The sequence below is a fragment of the Ruegeria sp. CDSC081 genome (assembly GCF_059610485.1).
Genome location: NZ_JBXWNS010000004.1, coordinates 219,370 through 234,329, shown reverse-complemented (window position 1 = coordinate 234,329; position 14,960 = coordinate 219,370). Strand labels below are relative to the sequence as shown.

General features: G+C 57.6%; 15 protein-coding genes. 7 read left to right on the top strand and 8 right to left on the bottom strand.

Annotation, left to right across the window (positions count from 1 at the left end; genetic code table 11):
• Positions 1–41 precede the first annotated feature (41 nt).
• Positions 42–728 (top strand): aquaporin Z, encoded by a 687-nt coding sequence (gene aqpZ, locus AC2FH9_RS08920; protein ID WP_282021819.1) that lies wholly within the window; start codon positions 42–44, stop codon positions 726–728.
• Between the two features lie 59 nt (positions 729–787).
• Here aqpZ and AC2FH9_RS08915 read toward each other — a convergent pair whose 3' ends face one another.
• A complete protein-coding gene (locus AC2FH9_RS08915; protein WP_496871265.1) occupies positions 788–1,336 on the bottom strand; it encodes a peptidylprolyl isomerase in 549 nt (182 codons plus the stop codon).
• The gene (locus tag AC2FH9_RS08910) at positions 1,329–1,835 is read right to left on the bottom strand and encodes a peptidylprolyl isomerase (RefSeq protein ID WP_271947577.1); all 507 of its coding nucleotides are present in this window, start codon (positions 1,833–1,835) and stop codon (positions 1,329–1,331) included. Before AC2FH9_RS08910 ends, AC2FH9_RS08915 begins: the two co-directional genes overlap by 8 nt.
• A gap of 133 nt (positions 1,836–1,968) precedes the next feature.
• Between AC2FH9_RS08910 and AC2FH9_RS08905 the strand changes: the two genes are divergently transcribed.
• From AC2FH9_RS08905 to AC2FH9_RS08885, 5 genes are all read left to right on the top strand, one after another.
• Positions 1,969–3,159: a phosphoglycerate kinase gene (locus AC2FH9_RS08905; RefSeq protein WP_496871264.1), complete on the top strand. Its 1,191-nt coding sequence runs from the start codon at positions 1,969–1,971 to the stop codon at positions 3,157–3,159.
• Between the two features lie 126 nt (positions 3,160–3,285).
• Positions 3,286–3,585, top strand: a complete 300-nt coding sequence (locus AC2FH9_RS08900) for an FtsB family cell division protein (protein ID WP_185956602.1) — start codon at positions 3,286–3,288, stop codon at positions 3,583–3,585.
• A 175-nt stretch (positions 3,586–3,760) separates the two neighbouring features.
• Positions 3,761–4,750, top strand: coding sequence for a pyruvate dehydrogenase (acetyl-transferring) E1 component subunit alpha (pdhA, locus tag AC2FH9_RS08895; RefSeq protein ID WP_142633213.1), 990 nt, complete (start codon positions 3,761–3,763; stop codon positions 4,748–4,750).
• 15 nt (positions 4,751–4,765) lie between these two features.
• Positions 4,766–6,136 (top strand): pyruvate dehydrogenase complex E1 component subunit beta, encoded by a 1,371-nt coding sequence (locus tag AC2FH9_RS08890; protein WP_496688402.1) that lies wholly within the window; start codon positions 4,766–4,768, stop codon positions 6,134–6,136.
• A gap of 15 nt (positions 6,137–6,151) precedes the next feature.
• On the top strand, positions 6,152–7,456 hold the full coding sequence (locus AC2FH9_RS08885; protein ID WP_496712869.1) for a pyruvate dehydrogenase complex dihydrolipoamide acetyltransferase: 1,305 nt from the start codon (positions 6,152–6,154) through the stop codon (positions 7,454–7,456).
• Between the two features lie 61 nt (positions 7,457–7,517).
• Here the strand turns inward: AC2FH9_RS08885 and cysE are convergent, their stop codons facing one another.
• Entirely contained in the window at positions 7,518–8,327 is an 810-nt protein-coding gene (cysE, locus tag AC2FH9_RS08880) for a serine O-acetyltransferase (RefSeq protein WP_142633207.1), read from the bottom strand.
• 63 nt (positions 8,328–8,390) lie between these two features.
• Here cysE and AC2FH9_RS08875 point away from each other — a divergent pair, with 63 nt between their 5' ends.
• Positions 8,391–8,750 carry a TraR/DksA family transcriptional regulator gene (locus AC2FH9_RS08875; protein WP_496871263.1) on the top strand — a complete coding sequence of 120 codons (360 nt, stop codon included), beginning with the start codon at positions 8,391–8,393 and terminating at the stop codon, positions 8,748–8,750.
• On the opposite strand, the gene AC2FH9_RS08870 is transcribed toward AC2FH9_RS08875, so the two are convergent.
• Genes AC2FH9_RS08870 through AC2FH9_RS08850 form a run of 5 tightly spaced genes read right to left on the bottom strand, consistent with a single transcriptional unit; the run spans position 8,731 to position 14,958 of the window.
• Positions 8,731–9,027, bottom strand: coding sequence for a DUF7742 family protein (locus tag AC2FH9_RS08870; protein ID WP_496691065.1), 297 nt, complete (start codon positions 9,025–9,027; stop codon positions 8,731–8,733). The genes AC2FH9_RS08875 and AC2FH9_RS08870 overlap by 20 nt on opposite strands.
• A gap of 5 nt (positions 9,028–9,032) precedes the next feature.
• A complete protein-coding gene (locus AC2FH9_RS08865) occupies positions 9,033–12,995 on the bottom strand; it encodes a baseplate multidomain protein megatron (protein WP_496871262.1) in 3,963 nt (1,320 codons plus the stop codon).
• Entirely contained in the window at positions 12,996–13,442 is a 447-nt protein-coding gene (locus AC2FH9_RS08860; protein ID WP_496871261.1) for an NlpC/P60 family protein, read from the bottom strand.
• Positions 13,439–14,326, bottom strand: coding sequence for a phage/gene transfer agent baseplate hub protein (locus tag AC2FH9_RS08855; protein ID WP_496871260.1), 888 nt, complete (start codon positions 14,324–14,326; stop codon positions 13,439–13,441). The genes AC2FH9_RS08860 and AC2FH9_RS08855 overlap by 4 nt, the downstream gene beginning before the upstream one ends.
• Positions 14,326–14,958: a phage distal tail protein, Rcc01695 family gene (locus AC2FH9_RS08850; protein ID WP_496871259.1), complete on the bottom strand. Its 633-nt coding sequence runs from the start codon at positions 14,956–14,958 to the stop codon at positions 14,326–14,328. Before AC2FH9_RS08850 ends, AC2FH9_RS08855 begins: the two co-directional genes overlap by 1 nt.
• Positions 14,959–14,960 lie beyond the last annotated feature (2 nt).

Here is a 14,960-nt window from a genome sequence, read left to right as displayed (position 1 = left end):
TTGGATTACACTACAGCCCATTGGTTTTCGGAGGACTTTTCATGTCAACAAAACTCATGGCTGAATTTTTCGGTACATTCTGGTTGGTGCTTGGCGGTTGCGGCAGCGCTGTTTTAGCGGCTGGCGTCGCGGATGTCGGTATCGGCTGGTTGGGCGTATCTTTCGCCTTTGGCCTAACAGTGCTGACTATGGCATTTGCCGTTGGCCACATTTCAGGCGGGCATTTCAATCCGGCAGTCAGTCTGGGTTTAATGATCGGCGGACGGTTCCCGGCTAAGGACCTGCTGCCCTATTGGATTGCTCAGGTCATCGGAGCGATTGCAGCAGCGGCTGTTCTGTATCTGATCGTCAGCGGCGCACCAGATTTCGCCGGGGTTGGAGGCTTTGCGTCCAATGGCTATGGCGAGGCTTCACCCATGGGCTATTCGATGATGTCCGCCTTGGTGATCGAGATCGTGCTGACGGCATTTTTCATCCTGATCATTCTGGGCGCGACCTCAAGCGGTGCTCCGGCAGGGTTCGCGCCGATTGCCATCGGTCTGGCGCTGACGCTGATCCACCTGATCTCGATCCCGGTGACCAACACATCTGTCAACCCGGCACGGTCAACCGGTGTTGCCCTGTTTGCCGATGGGCCGGCGTTGACTCAGCTATGGTTGTTCTGGGTTGCCCCGCTGATAGGCGGCGCGATTGGTGCGCTGATCTGGAAGGCCATGTCTGACGACTGATCCAAGCGCACGCTTACAAAAAGACCCCGGCACCTGACCAGGCACCGGGGTCCGTTTATCTATTCGGTCACGGTGACCTTTTTCATCGCATCCGGCTGGCCGATTACGGCTCCGTTCGGGCCTTCGCCCCGCTTGATCGCATCAACAACGTCCATACCGTCAGTGACCTGACCGACAACCGTATACTGACCGTTCAGGAACGGCCCAGGTTCAAACATTATGAAGAATTGCGAGTTGGCACTGTCGGGATTCTGCGCCCGGGCCATGCCAATAACACCACGATCAAAGTTATAGTCCGAGAACTCAGCTGGCAGATCCGGCCGATCCGAACCACCAGTACCGGCACGACGCATATCGCCACCGACCCGACCGTGTTCAACGTCACCGGTCTGAGCCATGAAGCCGTCGATCACGCGGTGAAACACCACGCCATCATACTGACCAGCAGCGGCAAGGGCGCTAATTTGTTCAACATGCTTGGGGGCAATATCGTCAAACAGATCAACGGTTACGGTGCCATTGGCCCCCTCGCCCTCAATCTCGATCTCAAGGCCCGTGGCCAGTGCAGGACCAGCCAGCAGGACAAATGCGGCGGCCAGCTTATACATCGGCAGCCACCTTAACGCTGATCATACGATCCGGGCTTGCGGGAGGCTCGCCCCGAACGATGGCGTCCACATGCTCCATCCCGTCGATGACACGGCCATAGACCGTGTATTGGCCGTTCAGGAAATGGTTGTCGCTAAAGTTGATGAAAAACTGCGAATTGGCCGAGTCCGGATTCTGCGACCGAGCCGCGCCTAACGTGCCGCGATCATGCGGCAGTTTCGAAAACTCTGCCGGAACATTCGGCAGCGATGACCCGCCTGTGCCTGCACTGCGCAGGTTGAATCCGTCTTCCATATCGCCGTGCTGCACGTCACCGGTTTGCGCCATGAAACCGTCGATCACACGGTGAAATGCCACGTTGTCATATTCACCGCTGCGCGCCAGTTCCTTCATCCGAGCGCTATGCTGCGGGGCCACATCTGGCAGCAGCTCGATGACGACATTGCCGCCCTTCAGCTCGATGATGATTGTGTTTTCGGGATCCTTGATCTCGGCCATGTGGCCCTCCTGTCGTTTATCTTGCGCAAATACCTATGCGCCACGCACGCGAAAGCCAAGTGACGCATTGACCTGAGGGCAAAATGCAGGAAAAGAACCGCCTAGATCGGTTGCCAAACACGAGGATCGCGCGATGGGCTGGAAAACACTGGACGATATGGACCTGAACGGTAAGCGCGTGCTGGTGCGCGTGGATATCAATGTGCCCGTGGTGGATGGGGTCGTGACCGACGCTACCCGGATTCAGCGCATCGTACCCACAGTACGCGATATTCTCGCTGCAGGTGGCAAGCCTATCCTTTTGGCCCATTTCGGACGCCCGGGCGGAGAGCGGCGCGAAAGCCTGTCGCTGAAACAACTTATCCCCACATTGGAAAGCGCCTTTGGTGCGCAGGTTCTGTTCGCAGCCGATTGCGTCGGAACCGAGGCCGAGCTTGTCGCAGACACCCTGCAAGCCGGGCAAGTATTGCTGTTGGAAAACACCCGTTTTCATGCCGCGGAAACCAAGAATGACCCCGATCTGGCCGCAGGCATGGCCAAGCTGGGAGAGGTCTATTGCAACGACGCCTTTTCCGCTGCGCACCGCGCCCACAGCTCAACCGAAGCTATCGCTCGTCTGCTGCCTGCCTGCGCTGGTCGGCTGATGCAGGCCGAGCTGCAGGCACTAGAAAGCGCCCTTGGCGCGCCCGAGCGTCCGGTAACAGCAGTGGTCGGTGGGGCAAAAGTGTCAACCAAGCTGGAGCTGCTGGGCAACCTGATCGACAAGGTGGATCACCTGATCATCGGCGGTGGCATGGCCAACACCTTTCTGGTGGCACAAGATATCAGTGTCGGCAAATCGCTGGCCGAAATCGCGATGAAAGACACTGCCGCAGAGATTCTTGCCAAGGCGGAAAACTCTGGTTGCCAGATCGTTTTGCCGTGTGACGTGGTTGTTGCAAAAGCCTTCCAGGCCAATGCGCCGCATCAGGTTTTGCCCGCAGACCAATGCCCCGAAGACGGCATGATCCTGGATGCAGGCCCCGAGAGTGTCGCCGCTATCACTGAAGTCATCAGCCAAAGCCGAACCCTGATCTGGAACGGCCCTTTGGGCGCCTTTGAACTGGAACCGTTCGATGCCGCAACGAATGCGGCCGCACTGAAAGCTGCCGCGCTCAGCCGTTCGGGCCAGTTGGTCTCGGTCGCGGGCGGTGGTGATACCGTAGCCGCCCTGAACGCGTCCGGCGCGGCGCGGGATTTCACCTATATCTCGACAGCAGGCGGCGCATTCCTGGAATGGATGGAAGGAAAAACCCTGCCCGGCGTCGCAGCGCTGGAACAATAAATTCAGCTGCACGGGTAATTTTGCGAATCGGGGGATTCACAAGCCGAATCACCTGTGACATAGTGCAGTCAGATGCCAAGCATAATGGCACGACATTGAGGCAGACTTCATACGGCGGTAAACAGAGTGTCCCGTTCCCATCGGCCCGGTTTGGGCTCAGTTGCTTTTTTCTCGGTGGCTTTCATGCTGGGTGTGTATTTCACCTTTGCTGCCGTCCAGGGAGACTATGGCCTGTTTCGACGGGTCGAGATTGCAGCGGAACGGGATGCTCTGTCGCGCGACCTTGCAGCGTTGAGCACCGAAATCGCCGAAATGGAAAATCTGACCCGCAGGCTTTCAGACACCTATCTTGACCTCGATTTACTGGATCAGCAGGCGCGCTCGATCCTTGGTATGATCCGCTCGGATGAGATTGTCATCCGCTGAGCGGGACCAAATTTCTTCGTCGGAAATCCCTGCTGTGGTAACGCATACGTCCCTACCTGAACGGTTTTCCGCGTGTCAAACCACAGCGCAATATTTCCACTCGCCAGAAAGCCTCAAATGTTCTATTAGATAGTTTAACGCTAAACTATCTTGCCGAGAGGGGGAGATCGCCACAATGGCTGCGCGAAAAACCACAAAGAAACCAAACGTTTCTGCGGAAGAACTCAAGACCTATTACCGTGAAATGTTGCTGATCCGCCGATTCGAAGAAAAGGCTGGCCAGCTATACGGCATGGGTCTGATCGGTGGTTTCTGCCACCTGTATATCGGTCAAGAGGCAGTTGTTGTGGGACTGGAAGCAGCCGCCGAAGAAGGTGACAAGCGGATCACCTCTTATCGCGATCATGGGCATATGCTGGCCTGCGGCATGGATCCGGGCGGCGTAATGGCAGAACTGACCGGGCGCGAGGGCGGATTGTCCAAGGGCAAAGGCGGTTCGATGCATATGTTCTCGAAAGAGAAGCATTTCTATGGCGGTCACGGCATCGTCGGGGCGCAGGTTCCTCTGGGTGCCGGTCTGGCCTTTGCCGACAAGTATCAGGAAAACGGCCGCGTCACCTTCACCTATTTCGGGGACGGCGCCGCAAACCAGGGGCAGGTCTATGAGACCTTCAACATGGCCGCGATCTGGGAACTGCCGGTGATCTTTGTGATCGAGAACAACCAATACGCCATGGGGACGTCCCAGGCGCGCTCGACCTCAACCAAGGACATCTATCACCGGGGCGAGGCGTTCGGCATCCCTGGCGAGATCGTCAACGGAATGGATGTGCTAGCGGTCAAAGAGGCCAGCGAAAAGGCCGTCGCCCATTGCCGCGCAGGCAAAGGTCCGTACATTCTGGAAATCAAAACCTATCGCTATCGCGGACACTCGATGTCCGACCCGGCCAAGTACCGCACCCGCGAAGAGGTTCAGAAGGTGCGCGAACAAAGCGACCCGATCGAACATGTCCGCGAGCTGCTGCTTTCCGGCAAACACGCGACCGAGGATGACCTGAAGGCGATCGACAAAGAGATCAAGGAGATCGTCAATCAAGCCGCTGAATTCTCGAAAGAAAGCCCCGAGCCGTCGCTGGACGAGCTTTGGACAGATATCTACGCCTGAGAGGACGATTAAGACATGGCAACCGAAATTCTCATGCCCGCCCTTTCCCCCACGATGGAAGAGGGCACCCTGGCCAAATGGCTGGTCAAGGAAGGCGACACCGTATCAAGCGGCGATATCATGGCCGAAATCGAAACAGATAAGGCCACGATGGAGTTTGAAGCCGTTGATGAAGGGATCATGGGCAAGATCCTGATCGCTGAAGGCACCGAAGGGGTCAAAGTAAATACCCCTATCGCCATCCTCGTCGAAGAAGGCGAAGACGCCTCCGCCCTGCCCGCGGCTGCACCCGCAGCCGCAGCGACGACCGAAGCGGCCCCTGCTGCGGTTGAGGCCCCTGCTCCTGTCTCTGCCCCAGCCGCACCTAAGGTAGATCTGTCCCCAGATTGGCCAGCTGATGCCGAGATGAAGTCCGAAACCGTGCGTGAAGCCCTGCGCGACGCCATGGCCGAAGAAATGCGCAATGACGGTGACGTCTACCTGATGGGTGAAGAAGTCGCGGAATATCAGGGCGCTTATAAAATCTCGCAAGGTTTGCTGGATGAGTTTGGCGCCAAGCGTGTAATCGACACCCCGATCACCGAACATGGTTTTGCCGGGATCGCAGTTGGTTCGGCCTTTGGCGGGTTGAAACCGATTGTCGAGTTCATGACTTTCAACTTCGCCATGCAGGCGATTGACCAGATCATCAACTCGGCCGCGAAGACGCTCTATATGTCCGGCGGTCAGATGGGCTGTCCCATCGTGTTCCGGGGTCCGAACGGTGCCGCCGCACGCGTGGCAGCCCAGCACAGTCAGGACTATGCGGCCTGGTATATGCAGATCCCCGGCCTCAAGGTCGTCATGCCCTATTCAGCGGCCGACGCCAAAGGCTTGCTGAAATCCGCGATCCGTGACCCGAACCCGGTGATCTTCCTGGAAAACGAAATCCTCTATGGCCGCTCATTCGAAGTACCGCAGGTGGATGACCTGAGCATTCCGTTGGGCAAGGCCCGCATCTGGCGCGAGGGCACAGACGTGACCATCGTCAGCTTTGGGATCGGCATGCAGTTCGCACTGGAAGCCGCCGATAAACTGGCCGAGGACGGCATCAGCGCCGAAGTGATCGACCTGCGCACCATCCGCCCGATGGACACAGGCGCAATCATCAATTCGGTGATGAAAACCAACCGTCTTGTGACCGTCGAAGAAGGCTGGCCGCAAGGCTCGGTCGGCAGCTACATTTCATCGGTGGTGATGCAGGAAGCGTTTGATTACCTCGACGCGCCTGTCATCAACTGCACCGGCAAGGATGTTCCGATGCCCTACGCAGCGAACCTCGAAAAACTGGCGCTGGTGACCACCGACGAGGTGATCGCAGCCGTCAAACAAGTGACCTACCGGTAAGGGAGCAACAGACAGATGCCCACCGAAATTCTGATGCCCGCCCTGTCGCCGACCATGGAGGAAGGCACGCTTGCCAAATGGCTGGTCAAGGAGGGCGACACCGTCTCCTCTGGAGATCTGCTCGCCGAAATCGAAACCGACAAGGCCACGATGGAGTTCGAGGCCGTTGACGAAGGCACAATCGGCAAAATCCTGATCCCTGAAGGAACCGAAGGGGTCAAGGTCAACACCGCCATCGCGGTTTTGCTGGAAGAAGGCGAAAGCGCTGATGATATCAGTGCAACGCCTGCAGCGGCTCCGGCGGCGGCGCCAGCCGCCACGGGCAACGAGGCCTCCGCTCCAGCGGCGTCCGAAGCGCCCGTCCCCGCCCCGGCAGCGCCGGTCAAGGCAGATGGCGGTCGTATCTTCGCCTCGCCCCTGGCTCGTCGCATCGCTGCGCAAAAAGGTCTCGACCTAGCACAAATCAGTGGATCCGGCCCACATGGGCGTATCGTCAAGGCGGATGTCGAAAGCGCAACCGCAGCCCCTGCTGTGGCGGCTGCCCCGGTACAGGCCGCAGCAGCACCCGCAGCCTCAGCTACGCCAACCGGCCCCTCGACGGATATGGTTATGCGGATGTACGAATCCCGCGATTACGAAGAGGTCAAGCTGGACGGGATGCGCAAAACCATCGCCGCGCGCTTGACCGAGGCCAAACAAACCATCCCGCATTTCTATCTACGCCGGGATATCAAGCTGGACGCACTGCTGAAATTCCGCGGTCAGTTGAATAAGCAACTTGAGGCCCGTGGCGTCAAACTCAGCGTCAATGACTTCATCATCAAGGCCCTGGCCAATGCGCTGCAACAGGTACCCGAATGCAACGCCGTCTGGGCGGGAGATCGGGTTCTGCAGCTGAAACCCTCGGACGTGGCCGTTGCCGTCGCGATCGAAGGTGGCCTGTTCACGCCGGTCCTGCAAGACGCCGACACCAAGTCGCTGTCAGCGCTTTCAACCGAGATGAAGGACCTGGCTGCCCGTGCCCGCGAACGCAAGCTGGCCCCACATGAGTATCAGGGCGGCACATTTGCGGTCTCGAACCTGGGCATGTTCGGCATCGACAATTTCGACGCTATCGTGAACCCACCGCATGCGGGCATTCTGGCCGTCGGCACTGGCGCAAAGAAACCAGTTGTTGGTGACGATGGCGAACTGACGGTTGCAACAGTCATGTCGGTTACGATGTCGGTCGATCACCGGGTCATCGACGGTGCCCTCGGTGCGCAGCTGCTGCAGGCGATCGTCGACAATCTAGAAAACCCGATGGTCATGCTAGCCTGATATCTGGCTAAAAAAAGGCCGCCCTCTACTGGGCGGCCTTTTTCTTTAAGAACCTTCAGATCTAGTGATCTTTGCCCAGCATATGATCCATCGAGATCGAGGGCTGGTCACATCCTGCTTCACCGACGATCTTGGCCGGAATACCGGCAACAGTTTTGCATGGTGGCACCTCTTGCAGCACCACCGAACCGGCGGCAATCCGGCTACAATGGCCCACTTTGATATTGCCCAAGACTTTGGCGCCGGCGCCGATCAAAACGCCATCACCAATCTTGGGGTGACGTTGCTCCTCTTCTTTTCCGGTCCCTCCCAGCGTGACCGAATGCAACATCGAAACATTGTCGCCAACGATGGCCGTTTCACCGATCACGATGGAATGAGCATGGTCGATCATGATCCCCTTACCGATTTTGGCAGCCGGGTGAATGTCGATGCCGAAGATTTCGGAGGACCGCATCTGGAAGAAATAGGCCAGATCATATCGCCCCTTGAGCCATAGCCAATGGGCGACGCGGTAGGCCTGCATCGCTTGATAACCCTTGAAATACAGAATCGGTTGCAGAAGACGGTGGCAGGCCGGGTCCCTCTCGTAGACCGCCATCAGGTCTGCGCGGGCGGCCTCAATCAAATGGGGATCGTCAGCATAAGCTTCGTCCACGATCTCGCGCAGAACCATCATCGACATTTCGTTCGAGCATAGTTTAGCGGAAACGCGATAGGACAATGCTCTGGTCAGGCTGCGATGATGCAGAATACAGGCGTGCACCAATCCACCCATCAGTGGTTCATTCTCGACCGCTGCCTGAGCCTCGGTCGTGATGCGATCCCAAACGGGATCTACAGGTGTGACATGACTGCGCTTTTCCAACATGGCTTTTGATCCTTTGCTGCGCCTAGAATGCCATTTAGTGGCTAAAACGCCAAACGCAAACCCGTGATCGGCAAAGCAACGAAAATGAATGAGGCTGACCTGAAGCAAATCAACGAGAAAATCCGTGCCAGGATGGACGAATTGGAGCGCCAGTCGCAGGCCGGGAAAGATGCGCAATCTGTTGTTGAACTGGATCAACAATCTATCGGTCGTCTGAGCCGGATGGATGCGTTACAGAACCAGGCCATGGCCAAGGCGCACCAAGTCAATCGGGACCTGGAATACCGACGCCTTTTGGCCGCGCTGAAGCGGATTGAAAGTCAAGAATACGGATTCTGCGAAGATTGCGGCGAGCCGATTCCAAATGGCCGACTTGAATTGGACCTCGCCGCAACCAGATGTGTCAGCTGTGCTTCTGGTTGATGCGGAACCGGATCAAATGACGCAGCACCGTCTCAAAACACCGGCAATACTGCAGATCATCGAATGAGGGTTCGGCGGCAAGGCGCCGGTTTCGCGCCGCAGCCATTAACGAACCGTTGCCGAACAACGGGTGTAGCCGCCCTGTTTTACTTACATGGCCATCAGCCGTTTCAGCTTCGGCAATCATACGTCGGCATAAACGGTCACGCTGATCGGGCGGCGCGTTCAACAAAACACGCGCCGCCGTGCTGACATCTCCGTGCAATACGGGCCGCACCGCGCCTATCCGACCTGCAGCCTGACAGGCAATCCAGGTCCGTAAGCCGCAGATATCTGCGAAACCGAAACCTCAAAAGACCCTGTAACAGTATCCGTGGCCTTCATGGATGACGTATAGTGCCAATCCGGCTGGGCAACGACCTCTTCGCGGATCAGGCTACCATTCTGCCGGACCTGAACAAGGTAGGCTTCGGTTTCTTCATTCAACGGCACATCCAGCCCGGACCAGTCATCGCCATCCAGACGTGTCCGCCGCACCCATGAGAACACGTCCCTCGAGCTGGATTGCTGCACGCGAAGATGAGAGGGGGCATAGGGCCGCAAACCATTGCCTTCAAGGGCCTCGACCAGATGCTCGTAAGAGGGATCTTCGTACCCTCTGGTTGCAGGGCCGATGCGGTAATGTTTGGTCAGGCCACGTTCCGACCGCAACAACCCTGTCTGGAAGACACGTTCGTCCAACAACACGAACATTGATCCTTCGGGCCAGAGATCGGGCATGATCGCATCTGTCCCCAGCTGACCGCGCAACCGCCCAGACACGGAGTAGACACCTGTCGATTGCAAAGCCGCATCCGCGAATTGGAACACCTCCCAGTTGTCCGGCGTTCCGTCGCCAATCGCCGCAAGATTTGCCCCGCTTAACAAGGCAGACCGTGGACGGGACTCCAGGACGCCATCTACAAGATTGACACGTAAGGCATCGCCTTCATCCCAAAGTCCGGTACTGGCCCTTCGCATCGGGCTTTCGGTGAAGCCTATTATGGCCTGCCCTGTTATCACCTGTTGCAACGCGTAATCCTCATCGCTTGATGCGGCATACACCGCAACGCTTCCTGGCCAAGGGTCTGCTGCAACCGCAAGATATGGCGCATGCGGCACTTCGGAACCGGTGATCAGAGGCAGGTCCAAGAATACCGGCAGCACCGGCACCGGAGCGACAAATGGCTTCGCTGTAACTTCATCAGCGGGGGCATCTGGCGGTGTGTAAACGCCGGGCTCGATCCTGACAGCCTCGGCCAGTTGCATTTCGGCCTGTTCAAGCCTGTCAATGCGATAGCGCGCGTCCTGCCCACCACTGACCAGCCGCACAACATCCCCTGCCCCGACATTCAAAAGCGAAGGCGGTAATGCAAACCTAGCCGTTTCACGCGAGACACGCGCCTCACTCAGCCAGCGTTCCACCGTTTGACGCCCCTCGGCCCGCGTCATGGACAACGGCATCTCATTTACCGATACCGAATGGGTTTCATCATCAGGCAACACAGCCTCTTCCGAGGCTATTTCATGGTCAGCATCAGACTGAACAAAGCGCAGCCTGACACGGCCAGACATTTCCGCCTCAGCCTCGCGGCGATATTCCACGTGTCCGTCAATGTCCGAAGTGATGGCCAACTGCTCTTCATTCAGGGTCAGGGCACGTGCGCCATCCCGCATCTGAAAGATCAGCTTTCCTTCGCGTTCAAGCGCATCGAAACCATACCGCAGCATGAGCGGTTGCAATGCCGAACGGGCATCCGAAACCTGTTCAACCGCATAGCCCTGAACGGAACCGTAAAGGCCCGAGACATCAATCTCGGTAACACCGGCAGCATGGCAAAGCTCGGTTACAACAGAGGCCAGCGTTCGTGAGCCGGAACGCCCATTAAGCCAATGGCCGCGGGCATAGTTGGCCCCATCGCTCCACTGGCTGCGCAGGTTTGGAAAGGTCGGATAGGGCCGCGCATCCCACGCCCAGACATAGGCATTGGACACGTCCACCATCGGGCCGCCATAGCTGGATGAAACTGGATTGATATCTGCGTCGGACCAATAGCCAAGGACCGCCCTGAGGTATTGCGTCTGCAGAAAGTCGTCCCGAAGCCCGTTTGAATATTTCGGCAACCCGGATTCTGAAGATTTTGGGTCCAGAAACTTGTTGGGCTGGTTGGTGCCTTTGTCTACTGCCGCACAACCGAGCTCAGTGAACCAGATTGGCTTGGACTCTGGCAACCAAAGGGTCGGGTTATCGCTACGCACACCATTGATTCGCTCGTGATGCGGTTGTGACCACCAGTTGCGAACGTCCTTATAACGCCAGATCCACGGCTCGTTATGTGAACCATCCCCGATCGGCGTACGGATTTGTGCCGCCTCTTCTTCGGGCGAGGCATAATACCAGTCATAGCCTTCGCCACCTTCGATGTTCCCACGCAGATAGGAAAGATCGTAGATGGATTTTGCGCCGGCATCCGCATCCACGTGATCTTCACCGTCCCGCCAGTCGGACAGAGGCATGTAGTTGTCGATACCGACGAAATCTATGTTGTCATCCGCCCAAAGCGGATCGAGGTGGAAGTAGCGATCCCCACTGCCATCATTTGGCTGGTAGCCGAAATACTCGCTCCAGTCCGCCGCATAACCGATCTTTGTGTCTGGCCCCAGAATACTACGCACTTGCCCTGCCAAAACGCGCAGCTGCTCAACGGCCGGAAATCCGTTTAGGCCACGAATCTGGGTAAGACCACGCATTTCCGAACTGATACAGAAGGAGTCCACCCCACCTGCCGCCTTACACAAGGCAGCGTAGTGAAGAATAAATCGGCACAACCCCCATTCCTGCGGGCCAGAGTAGGAAACCGTGCCGTTTCCGATAACAAAATCATCCGCTCGCGCCTGACCAAAGAAATCGGACACCTGAACATTGGCCTCAGCCATCTGGTCCGGAGACCCGTCCCGCCCAGGCGCAACGCTCAGGGTGATGCGACCGCGCCAGGGAAGGTGCGGCTGATCGCTGGCGTCTGACCACGGGTCGGGCAATCCGTTTCCACCGATCTGATCCATCAGGATAAACGGGTAGAACATGACCCGCTTCGCCTCTTGCTTAAGGTGTTGGATCGCTTGAATGACCGACGCGTCCGCTGGTGTCGCGCCATAGACGGGCTCGTTATTTTCCTGACGAACGATCTGGGCGGTTGCCCTTGTCAGCCCCGCGACACCCCAGGGCATATTTTTGCCTTCGATACCATTTTGCAGAACCTTTGGTTGTATCTTGCATTGACCGCATCGCAGATCACTTCCGAACCAGGACACAACCAAAGAGGCGGCTTCACAGCCCGGAAGTTCACTTTTCAAGGCTTGTGTGGACGTCACGAGATCAGGCAAACCAGAGGTCGAATTCACATTGGCCGCCCAACTGCGGCCGCGGCCTTTTGTGTAATTCACCTGCTGGGACGCCAATGCATATTCACCGGTCCCAGGCATTAGCGCCACGCCTCGTACCATACGTGACAGGGAATTTTCGGTATTAGGCAAACTAGGCTGCTCTTGCCGCACGACCTCGAACGAGAACTGCGGGACGCGGTTTCCAAAAGCGCCCAGGTTCAAATTCTCGATCACAATATAGGCGGTGCCACGATAGGCCGGGACGTTTCCAGTCCCTTCGATTGCTTCGATCAACGGATCGGGCAGCTGATCGTCGGTGCCAGGATAGACGCGCATATTCAAACTGCTGCGCTCAATCTCTTCGCCATCCGCCCAGACACGCGGCACGTCAGATATTTGCCCCGCGCCCAACGCGACCGCTAATGAAACTGAATAGCTGTAGCTGTTGGTGGTCGTTGTAACCTCGGGCTGCTTGGGGGATCCCTTGCCACCCCCAACCGATTGCGTGGTAGAGCTGGTGCTGCGGGTTTCCAGAAAATCCGAAGCCCAGATAACCTGCCCCCCGATACGCATTCGACCAAAGATGTTGGCGACAGCGGCGCCCTCGCCTGTTTGGGTCAGGCGAAAACGGTCCAACCGACCGGTTTCCACAACTTCGCTGCCGCTGCCCATGACCGATTGGCTCATCAGCCGCTGGTCGATGACCCGGCCAAGCGTCGCGCCAATGGCACGGCCGATCACTGCCGTGGACAGGCCCGCAACCGTGCCGCCAATGGCTCCGCCAACTGCGGCACCCGCCGCAGACAGTAATATCGTCGCCATTTAGATATCCTCCGTGGGGAACTCAAAACAAGAAACAACCCGCCGTCGCCACGGGTCGCTTAGGGCGCTTTCAACGACGCCATGTCCAGAATACGCGTGAATGAAACGAGGGATGCCGCCACAGGTGCTGACAATCCCCAAATGCTTGGCAACGCCACTTTCCCGCATTCGAAACAGCAACACGTCTCCGACCGAAAACCATGCCGGATCTTTCTCGACAAGATGGCGGCGTGCTGCGGCCCACATACGCTCTTCGCCCTGCGGTTCAGACCAATCCATGCTATAGATCGGGACGGCCTCGGGTTCGTGCCCAAGCACCGAGCGCCATACGCCACGTAGCAACCCCAGACAGTCCGTACCGGCGCCTTTGACCGACGCCTGATGGACATACGGGGTGCCCAGCCAGCTTCTGGCCTCATCAACAATGCTTTGCTTTGTCGGGATCATCGTCTGCTGCCCCCCCTGTTTGCCCCGTTTTTCTTGGGAACCGCCATCACCCAATCTTCGGAAGGCAGGTCAGGAAAGCCCTGAAAATTCGTGATATTATTGAACTTCAAGCGGCAGGTCGTCATGCGCTTGTCGCAACCTGCGGTCAGCCTCACCCTGTCGCCTTCGGCCAATCCTCCGCTGATTGCAGACCACAAAACGACCGATCGACCTGTGTCGGTCTTTTGGTCCTTCTTGACCGCCCCCCACAGCCCAGCCGCACGGCCTGTCAGCACATCAAGCCGACCACGTTCGAACCATATCTCAAGGTGAGTTTCCGCCCCTCGCAGCTGCAAAATACTGCCACCCGTCAAACCGACGATCTCAGCTTCGGCAGAGTATCCCGGGGCATCGGTGTTGAACCCGCACGCCTTGTCGCCCAGCACGGCTGTGCAGGGCTTTTGGTAAATCCGGCCCAAAGGTCGGTTCAACTTATCTGTCAGGCCCCGCAGTTCGGCATGAAAAGCCCCACCTGCCCGTCGCAATTCACCAATTGATCCGCGGAACTGCAACATTCGCTGCGATGGATCGGCCCAGTTCACAAGCCATGCCCGCACCTCGGCCCCGTCGAAGCGACCGGATTCGATATCCTCTTCGGTTACCGCGACATCCGATAACGCACCCATTGCTTCCGAGTTATCAATGGACAGCCCCGTTGCCTGCTCGATCGCGGCCGCCGTCAGACCCGAACTTGCATTGAAGTCCAGGCCTTCAAAGCTCAGCTTCAGGTCATGGTCGGTAAAGCCAAACTGAACACCGTCTGTGCGCGTAATAGCCCAACACCGACAGGTCGTTGACAGACCACTCTGCAGATGGGCCTGCAGTGCCTGTTTGTCACCAGCCATCAGACACGCACCTCGACCACTGGCACGTTCGGAACGTCCCCTGCCTGAAAACTCGCGACACTTGTCTGGATCTTGTCGGTGTCAAACCTCACTGGCACATCGAATTCAAAGCCGGCGGTGATATCAACCCGTTCAGGCGGAGGCGAATAGAACGTGACCAACCCCGAGTTCAGATCCACCTCGAAGTCGACACCTTCACGCATCTCATCCTGCTCGACGCCCACGCGGACGGTTCCCAATACGGGTTTGACGACCGGCCTTATATAAGTGAATCCACCCGAGGAATAGGTCTTTACCAGCTGGAATTCTGTCGCTACGCCATCACCTTGCGCAATGATCTGGTCGCCTTGGGCAACTTCGCCCGTAGCCGCACCAGATTTGAAATCGGACCAGTCTTTCCAGCGAAATCCAAACATCTGCCCCTGCCTCGCCTCGAAGAACGAGATCAACGTTTCGATGTCATCCAAGGATCGCATACCCAGACCGGCATCATAGCGACGCCGCGAATGCGCCCAGGGGGTATTGCGCTCTTCGAACCCGTTCGCCAGCGTCACAATATCCGTGCGCCTCTCGGGCCCACCGACCGAACCAAAACTCAGGCTGGCCGGAAATCTCACCTCGTGGAAATTCATGG

What these genes read in the sequence shown, in the direction of transcription:
- aqpZ (WP_282021819.1), top strand. Translation starts at nt 42, where the DNA reads ATGTCAACAAAACTCATGGCTGAATTTTTCGGTACATTCTGGTTGGTG.
- AC2FH9_RS08915 (WP_496871265.1), bottom strand. Translation starts at nt 1,336, where the DNA reads ATGTATAAGCTGGCCGCCGCATTTGTCCTGCTGGCTGGTCCTGCACTG.
- AC2FH9_RS08910 (WP_271947577.1), bottom strand. Translation starts at nt 1,835, where the DNA reads ATGGCCGAGATCAAGGATCCCGAAAACACAATCATCATCGAGCTGAAG.
- AC2FH9_RS08905 (WP_496871264.1), top strand. Translation starts at nt 1,969, where the DNA reads ATGGGCTGGAAAACACTGGACGATATGGACCTGAACGGTAAGCGCGTG.
- pdhA (WP_142633213.1), top strand. Translation starts at nt 3,761, where the DNA reads ATGGCTGCGCGAAAAACCACAAAGAAACCAAACGTTTCTGCGGAAGAA.
- AC2FH9_RS08890 (WP_496688402.1), top strand. Translation starts at nt 4,766, where the DNA reads ATGGCAACCGAAATTCTCATGCCCGCCCTTTCCCCCACGATGGAAGAG.
- AC2FH9_RS08885 (WP_496712869.1), top strand. Translation starts at nt 6,152, where the DNA reads ATGCCCACCGAAATTCTGATGCCCGCCCTGTCGCCGACCATGGAGGAA.
- cysE (WP_142633207.1), bottom strand. Translation starts at nt 8,327, where the DNA reads ATGTTGGAAAAGCGCAGTCATGTCACACCTGTAGATCCCGTTTGGGAT.
- AC2FH9_RS08865 (WP_496871262.1), bottom strand. Translation starts at nt 12,995, where the DNA reads ATGGCGACGATATTACTGTCTGCGGCGGGTGCCGCAGTTGGCGGAGCC.
- AC2FH9_RS08860 (WP_496871261.1), bottom strand. Translation starts at nt 13,442, where the DNA reads ATGATCCCGACAAAGCAAAGCATTGTTGATGAGGCCAGAAGCTGGCTG.
- AC2FH9_RS08855 (WP_496871260.1), bottom strand. Translation starts at nt 14,326, where the DNA reads ATGGCTGGTGACAAACAGGCACTGCAGGCCCATCTGCAGAGTGGTCTG.
- AC2FH9_RS08850 (WP_496871259.1), bottom strand. Translation starts at nt 14,958, where the DNA reads ATGAATTTCCACGAGGTGAGATTTCCGGCCAGCCTGAGTTTTGGTTCG.